Origin of the sequence: Steroidobacter sp. (assembly GCF_016790065.1) — a bacterium.
Taxonomy (GTDB): Bacteria; Pseudomonadota; Gammaproteobacteria; order Steroidobacterales; family Steroidobacteraceae; genus Steroidobacter.
In genome coordinates this window covers 1-6,985 of the sequence record NZ_JAEUPY010000176.1, presented here as the reverse complement: position 1 = coordinate 6,985, position 6,985 = coordinate 1, and the positions used below count along the sequence as shown (strand labels likewise).

The 6,985-nt window shown below is 61.5% G+C and carries 7 protein-coding genes; 3 read left to right on the top strand and 4 right to left on the bottom strand.

Annotation, left to right across the window (positions count from 1 at the left end):
* From infA to trxB, 4 genes are all read right to left on the bottom strand, one after another.
* The coding region (gene infA, locus JNL55_RS07840; protein WP_293851629.1) for a translation initiation factor IF-1 at positions 1-152 on the bottom strand (152 nt) is incomplete at its 3' end.
* 127 nt (positions 153-279) lie between these two features.
* On the bottom strand, positions 280-1,008 hold the full coding sequence (aat, locus tag JNL55_RS07835) for a leucyl/phenylalanyl-tRNA--protein transferase (RefSeq protein ID WP_293851623.1): 729 nt from the start codon (positions 1,006-1,008) through the stop codon (positions 280-282).
* Positions 1,009-1,011: 3 nt separating this feature from the next.
* Positions 1,012-2,157, bottom strand: coding sequence for a GNAT family N-acetyltransferase (locus tag JNL55_RS07830; protein WP_293851626.1), 1,146 nt, complete (start codon positions 2,155-2,157; stop codon positions 1,012-1,014).
* Positions 2,158-2,159: 2 nt separating this feature from the next.
* Positions 2,160-3,131 carry a thioredoxin-disulfide reductase gene (trxB, locus tag JNL55_RS07825; protein ID WP_293851620.1) on the bottom strand — a complete coding sequence of 324 codons (972 nt, stop codon included), beginning with the start codon at positions 3,129-3,131 and terminating at the stop codon, positions 2,160-2,162.
* Between the two features lie 349 nt (positions 3,132-3,480).
* Here trxB and JNL55_RS07820 point away from each other — a divergent pair, with 349 nt between their 5' ends.
* The 3 genes from JNL55_RS07820 to JNL55_RS07810 are packed head-to-tail and all read left to right on the top strand — an operon-like array spanning position 3,481 to position 6,824.
* Positions 3,481-5,766, top strand: a complete 2,286-nt coding sequence (locus JNL55_RS07820; RefSeq protein ID WP_293851617.1) for a DNA translocase FtsK — start codon at positions 3,481-3,483, stop codon at positions 5,764-5,766.
* Between the two features lie 4 nt (positions 5,767-5,770).
* Positions 5,771-6,415 carry an outer membrane lipoprotein chaperone LolA gene (lolA, locus tag JNL55_RS07815; RefSeq protein ID WP_293851614.1) on the top strand — a complete coding sequence of 215 codons (645 nt, stop codon included), beginning with the start codon at positions 5,771-5,773 and terminating at the stop codon, positions 6,413-6,415.
* 7 nt (positions 6,416-6,422) lie between these two features.
* Positions 6,423-6,824, top strand: a complete 402-nt coding sequence (locus JNL55_RS07810; RefSeq protein WP_293851611.1) for a VanZ family protein — start codon at positions 6,423-6,425, stop codon at positions 6,822-6,824.
* The last annotated feature ends 161 nt before the right edge of the window (positions 6,825-6,985 follow it).

Below are 6,985 nucleotides of genomic sequence, written 5' to 3'. Positions count from 1 at the left end.
TCACCCGTCAGGATGCGGATATAGTTTTTGCGCATCTTGCCCGAGATGTGCGCGATCACGGTGTGGCCGTTGTTCAGCTGCACCTTGAACGTAGTGTTAGGCAGCGTATCGCTCACGCGGCCTTCCATCTGAATCGCATCTTCTTTCGACATGCACTCTCAATGACTGCCCGGCAGGGCCCGCCGGCAAGGCGCGCGAATTGTGCATAAAGGCCCCTGCCATTGCAATTGAAGTGGGTGATCCCACCTGGCTGCGGCACGCTTCGACGCTGTTATTTCGTCATACGCCCGCCGGCAGCGCTTCGTTCCCGCCGTCGTACCAGGAGCCGGGCTCGAAGGGGCCATTGACGTGGTCGCCCAGCACCTCGGTGAATTGCATACGGGGGATCATCTGGGCGCCGAGGCTCATCAGGTGGGGCGTCGACATCTGGCAGTCGATCATGTGGAAGCCGCGCGCAAGCAGTTCTTCGCACAGGCGTTTCAGCGCAACTTTGGACGCATCGCGCTCGGTGCTGAACATGGATTCGCCGAAAAACATCCGGCCCAGCGCCACCCCGTACAGACCGCCGACCAGGCGGCCGTCCAGCCAGGTTTCCACCGAATGGGCGAAGCCGAGCTTGTGTAATTTGATGTAGGCGGCGCGCATTTCCGGCGATAGCCAGGTGCCGCCGGGGCGCAATTCGCTGCTGCCACACGCCCGCACCACATCGCGAAAAACAGTGTCGATGCGCGTGACAAAGCCGCGATTTCGACTGGATTTGAGCAAACTGCGCGAAACCTTGAGCTGGTCCGGCATCAACACGGCGCGCGGATCGGGGCACCACCACAGAATGGGCTGGCCGCGCGAGTACCAGGGAAAGATGCCTTTGCGGTATGCCGCCAGCAGGCGGATCGGCGACAGGTCGCCACCGGCGGCGAGCAAACCATCCGGCTCGAGCAACGCGCGGTCGACCGGCGGGAAGGCGTCGGGTGAGTCGTGTTCCGAAAGCCAAACAATGGAGCCGCGCATCGGTCAAGGCCCTCGGTGGAACGGCGTGTGTTGCTCGACTTGCAGAATATATTGATCGATGGCGGCGCGCTCATCATTTAAATAGCGGTCGATAGCGCGGCGAAAGCGTGGCTCGGCGATCCAATGCGCCGACCAGGTTGCGGTGGGTTCGAAGCCGCGAGCTATCTTGTGTTCGCCTTGCGTGCCGGGCTCGAAGTGCTGCAGACCCTGCTCGATGCAGTACTCGATGCCCTGGTAGTAACAGGTCTCGAAGTGCAGGCTGTGATAGTTGGCGGCCGCGCCCCAATAGCGACCGTACAGCACCCGATCGCCGCGAAAAAAAATCGCGGTGGCGATGGGTTGGCCCTGATATTCAGCCAGTTTGACCACGACGGTGTGCGGCATCACTGCCGACACGGCGCGAAAAAACTCGACGTTCAAATAATGTTCGTGGCCGTGCGCTTCGAAGGTGCCGGCGGAAAAGCCGAACACGATGTCCCACAGCCGATCGTCCATGTCTGCACCGGTGAGCGTGCGAAAGGTGACGCCACCTTCGCGCACTCGACGACGTTCTCTGAGGGCTTTCTTGCGTTTGTCGGCGCGAAACGTGGCGATGAAATCGTCGAACGATGCGTAGCCGCGGTTGAACCAATGGAACTGACAGTCCTTGCGCCACAGGAACGCCGCTGCGCCGTGAGCCTCATTGAGAGCGGCACGATCTTCGTCGGTCAGGAACAGCAGATGTGCCGATGACAGGCGTTCGGTCTTCGCATGGATCAGCAGTTCCTGGGCCAGGCGCGTGCGCACTTCAGGCGACGCATCGGGAGCGACCAACAAGCGTGGCCCGGTCGCCGGCGTGAACGGCGGCATGCTCACCAGCTTGGGGTAGTACTGCAGGCCGGCCTGATCGTAGGCGCGCGCCCAGCTCCAATCGAACACGAATTCGCCCCAGGAGTGAGCTTTGCGATACAGCGGCACGGCACCGAGCAGCCGCTCGCCGTCCTCGATCACCAGATGATTGGGACTCCAGCCGGAGGCTTCACCGACGCAGCCGGTGCGTTCCAGCGCGAGCAGAAACTCGTGCCGCACGAAGGGATTGCCCCCCAGCGCCAGCGCATTCCATTGCGCGGCGGGGAGGCGATCGAGGCTGCTTAAGAAGCGTACTTGCAGACTCAGCTCTTCAAGTTGGCGGCGTCGAGCTGATCCAGGTACTTGTCGGCGTCCAATGCCGCCATACAGCCGGTGCCGGCGGAGGTGATGGCCTGACGATACACATGATCGGCGACGTCGCCGGCCGCGAACACACCAGGCACGCTGGTCTGCGTGGCATTGCCGGCGATGCCCGACTTGACCACCAGATAGCCGCCTTTCATTTCCAACTGGCCTTCGAACAACTGCGTGTTGGGCGCGTGGCCGACGGCTACGAACATGCCGGTGACCTCCAGATCTTTGGTCGGGCCGCCGGCGGTGGGGGCGATGCGCACGCCGGTGACGCCGCTGTCGTCGCCGAGCACTTCATCGACGTTGTGATTCCACACGATCGCTACCTTGCCGGCCTTTTCCCGCTCGAACAAATGATCCTGCAGGATTTTTTCGGAACGCAGTTTGTCGCGGCGATGAACCAGCGTGACGTGCGAGGCGATGTTGGAAAGGTACAGCGCTTCTTCGACCGCGGTGTTGCCGCCGCCGATGACCGCGACTTTCTGGTTCTTGAAAAAGAAGCCGTCGCAGGTGGCGCAGGCCGAAACGCCGCGGCCACGGAAGGTCTGTTCCGATTCCAGGCCCAGATACTTGGCGGTGGCGCCGGTGGCGATGATCAATGCGTCGCAGGTGTAACCGCCGCGGTCGCCTTCGAGTCTGAAAGGACGTTGCGACAGATCGACGCTGTTGATGTGATCGTTCACCACTTCGGTGTTGAAGCGCTCGGCATGCTCACGCATGCGTTCCATCAACTTGGGGCCGGTGAGGCCGTGCGGATCGCCGGGCCAGTTGTCGACCTCGGTGGTGGTCATGAGCTGGCCGCCTTCTTCGAGGCCAGTCAGTAGCAACGGCTTGCGGTTGGCGCGCGCGGCATAGACGGCGGCGGCGTAACCTGCGGGGCCCGATCCCAGAATGATCAGCCGGGAGTGGCGGGGAGTGCTCATGTATGATTCACCTTCACGGTCCTTAAAGCGTCGACTCGATAGATCTGACAATCTGTGAGGGCGGCACCCTCGAACAGCAAGCCAAGGCGCCCAGGCCACCGAGGCAGAGGGCGAATGGTATGAAATGCGCCCCGGGGCCGCCAAATGATGGGCTCGATGACAGTCATCGACGGACAGCCGAGTCGGTGACTCCGGGTGGCTGTCGTTCAGGTTTGGACCTGAGCCCGATTCGTCGGGTTAATGTATAGTGCTTGTTAATCTTTTTCAGCGGCTTACGCGGCTTTTCTTATGCAAATGGTTGAGGTGAATCGAGTTGGCCAGTAGGGCTGAGGCTCGCGAGGGATTGCGATTGGGTTCCACTGTCGTGCGTTCGCTGCGCGAGGGCGCGTTGTGGGTGTTCGGCGCGCTGGCTCTGATCGTATTGGCGGCGCTGGCGACCTACGACCGCCACGATCCTTCCTTCGCCACCACCGGTGAGCCGGGCCCGATTGCGAATTTCATCGGCCCCATCGGTGCGCACCTGGCGGGCCTGTTGGTGCTGCTGTTCGGCGCGCCGGCGTTTTTGTTTCCAGTGATGATCGGCTTCGCCGGTTGGCTGCTATATCGAGATCGCGCCAAGGAAGATCCGCAATCGCGCGCTACTTTGGCGTTTCGCGGCTTCGGCTTTCTGCTCACATTGGCGACCAGCTGCGGGCTGGCGAGCTTGCACTTCATCATTCGCAGCTATCCCGATTCCGCCGGCGGCGTGCTGGGCTCGCTGGTCGGGCAGGGCTTGAGCTCGGGGCTGAGCTTCCTCGGTGCGACGCTGATGTTGTTGGCGTTGTGGCTGGCAGGCGTGTCGCTGTTCATCGGTCATTCGTGGATTCAGGTGATGGACACGGTGGGCCGCGCGACGTTGCATGCGTTCGAGTGGTTGTCCGAGCGTCTCAGCACCGCGCGTGAGATCAAACAAGGCCGCGAGGTGAAGGAAGCTCGCAGCGAAGTGATTCGCGAAGAGAAGAAGCGGGTTGCCGCTCGTCCGCCGCCGAAGATCGAACCGGTCGCGCCCAAGGTCGAGAAGAGCGAACGCGTCGAGAAGGAACGCCAGGTCGCGCTGTTCGAGGCGCCGCAGTCGAAAGAACTGCCGCCGCTATCTCTGCTCGATGACCCGCCGCCGAAACAGCAGGGCTATTCCTCTGAGGCGCTCGAGGCCATGTCGCGCCTGGTCGAGATCAAGCTGCGAGATTTTGGCGTCGAGGCCGAAGTGGTCGCGGTGAATCCGGGACCGGTGATTACGCGCTTCGAATTGAGTCTGGGCACGGGCGTGAAGGTCAGCCAGATCTCCAATCTCGCGAAAGATCTGGCACGCGCGCTGTCTGCGATCAGCGTGCGCGTGGTCGAAGTCATCCCCGGCAAATCCACCGTGGGTTTGGAAATTCCCAACGAGAAACGCGAGATCGTCACGTTGGGCGAGATCGTCAAATCCAAAGCGTACGACGACATGGCGTCGCCGCTCGCGCTGGTGCTCGGTAAGGACATCAGCGGTGGTCCAGTCTGCGCCGACTTGGCTCGCATGCCGCACTTGCTGGTGGGCGGTACCACTGGTTCCGGTAAGTCCACCGCGGTCAATGCAATGGTGCTGTCGTTGCTCTACAAAGCATCGGCCGAGCACGTGCGTCTGATCATGATCGATCCGAAGATGCTGGAATTGTCGGTGTACGAAGGTATTCCGCATTTGTTGGCGCCGGTGGTCACCGACATGAAAGAAGCTGCCAACGCGCTGCGTTGGTGTGTGGCCGAGATGGAACGCCGCTATCAGTTGATGGCTGCGCTCGGCGTACGAAACCTGGCCGGCTTCAATCGCAAGATCAAGGAGTCGCAGGAGGCCAAGGAGCCGATCCGCGATCCGTTGTTGATGAAGATGCTCGGCCCGGAAGGCGATCCCAAGGAAGTGCCGTTCCTGGAGCCGCTGCCGTTCATCGTGGTCATCGTCGACGAGTTGGCCGACATGATGATGATCGTCGGCAAGAAGGTCGAAGAGCTGATCGCGCGTCTGGCGCAGAAGGCGCGTGCCTCGGGCATTCACCTGATTCTGGCCACGCAGCGCCCGTCGGTGGACGTCATCACCGGTTTGATCAAAGCAAACATTCCCACCCGTATCGCGTTCCAAGTGTCGGCGAAGGTGGACTCGCGCACCATTCTCGACCAGATGGGCGCCGAGGCTTTGTTGGGTCACGGCGACATGTTGTTCCTGCAGCCCGGTACCTCGGTGCCGGTGCGTGTCCACGGTGCGTTCGTATCGGACGCCGAAGTGCATCGCGTCGTCGGTAGTTTGAAGGGTTCCTCGCCGCCGACTTACGTGGATGAGATTTTGCGGGGACCTTCTATGCCGATTCCTGGTCTGAAGGGAGAGGACGACGAGGGCGGCGGCGAAGGCGGCGATTCCGACGGCGAGCAGGATCCTTTGTACGATCAGGCCGTGAAGATCGTGGTGGAATCGCGCAAGGCTTCGATTTCCGGCGTGCAGCGTCGTCTGAAGATTGGTTACAACCGCGCCGCGCGCATGATCGAAACCATGGAAGCGGCCGGCCTGGTCGGTCCGTTGCAATCCAACGGTTCGCGCGAGGTGTTGGCACCGCCGCCGGCGGAAGAGTAGTTCGATGACACGATTTTCTTTGCTGGCCGCCGTATGGCTCACTGCCTGTGCGCAGGTTGCGTCGGCGGCGTCGGATCCGGCTGCGGGCCGCCAGAAAGTGGAAGGCTTTCTGAATGGACTGCAGTCATTGCAGGCGCAGTTCAAACAAACGCTCACCGATCGCAACGGGCTGGCGGTGGAAGAGGCCAAGGGCACGCTGGCCATTCGTCGTCCCGATCGGTTTCGCTGGGATTATCGCGAGCCCAACGAGCAGGTGATCGTCGCCGACGGCGCACGCATCTGGCTGTACGACGCCGATCTCGAGCAAGTCACCGTGCGCAAGCTGGACCAAACCTTGTCAGCCACGCCGGCGATGCTGCTCAGTGGTCAAGGCAATCTGCAGGACAATTTCAACGTCACTCAGACCTCGCAGGAAGGCGGCGTGTATTGGGTGCGCATGCAGCCCAAGCGTGACGACACCGATTTCAAATGGGTGCGGCTGGGCTTCGACGGCGCCACTCTGAAATTCATGGAGCTGGCCGATAAGCTCGGTCAGACCACGCACCTCGAATTTGCACAATTGGAACGGAATCCTGCCCTCGATCCGTCACGATTCAGCTTTACCGTGCCTCCCGGTGCCGACGTGATCGGCGATGCCTCTGGGAAGTGATCGATAAATGTTGTCTCTACGATTTCCACGGCTGTGGCTCGGCCTGGGCTGGTTGGCCGTCGGTTTTGCCATCGTGGTGTGTCTGTTGCCGGTAGATAAGTTGCCGCAGCCGCCCAGCCTCAACGATAAAACCGAACATTTCCTCGCCTACTTCTTGCTGTCGACCTGGTTCGCCGGCATTTACCCGCGGACGCGCTATTGGCTGATTGCCGTGGGTCTGGCGCTGCTAGGCGTGGCGATCGAGATCGCACAGGGCTCCATGCATCTGGGCCGGCAGGCTGACGTCATGGACGTGCTGGCCAATTGCACCGGTATGCTGGTCGGGCTGCTGGTCAGCTGGTTTTGGATCGGCGGCTGGGCGCAGCGCCTCGAATCGCTATTCGTCGGGACACAGGTCGAGAAGTCGTGAACTTGCCGCTCGAGCATGCCCTCGATGCGCGTCCGCTCGCGGATCGCATGCGGCCGGCTACGCTCGATGGTTACATCGGTCAGACGCATTTGTTCGGCCCAGGTAAGCCGTTGCGTCGGATGCTCGAAGGCGGCCATCTACATTCCATGATTCTGTGGGGA

Excerpts from the sequence above, each read along its gene's own strand:
- aat (WP_293851623.1), bottom strand. The coding sequence starts at position 1,008 with ATGCGCGGCTCCATTGTTTGGCTTTCGGAACACGACTCACCCGACGCC.
- trxB (WP_293851620.1), bottom strand. The coding sequence starts at position 3,131 with ATGAGCACTCCCCGCCACTCCCGGCTGATCATTCTGGGATCGGGCCCC.
- lolA (WP_293851614.1), top strand. The coding sequence starts at position 5,771 with ATGACACGATTTTCTTTGCTGGCCGCCGTATGGCTCACTGCCTGTGCG.
- JNL55_RS07810 (WP_293851611.1), top strand. The coding sequence starts at position 6,423 with ATGTTGTCTCTACGATTTCCACGGCTGTGGCTCGGCCTGGGCTGGTTG.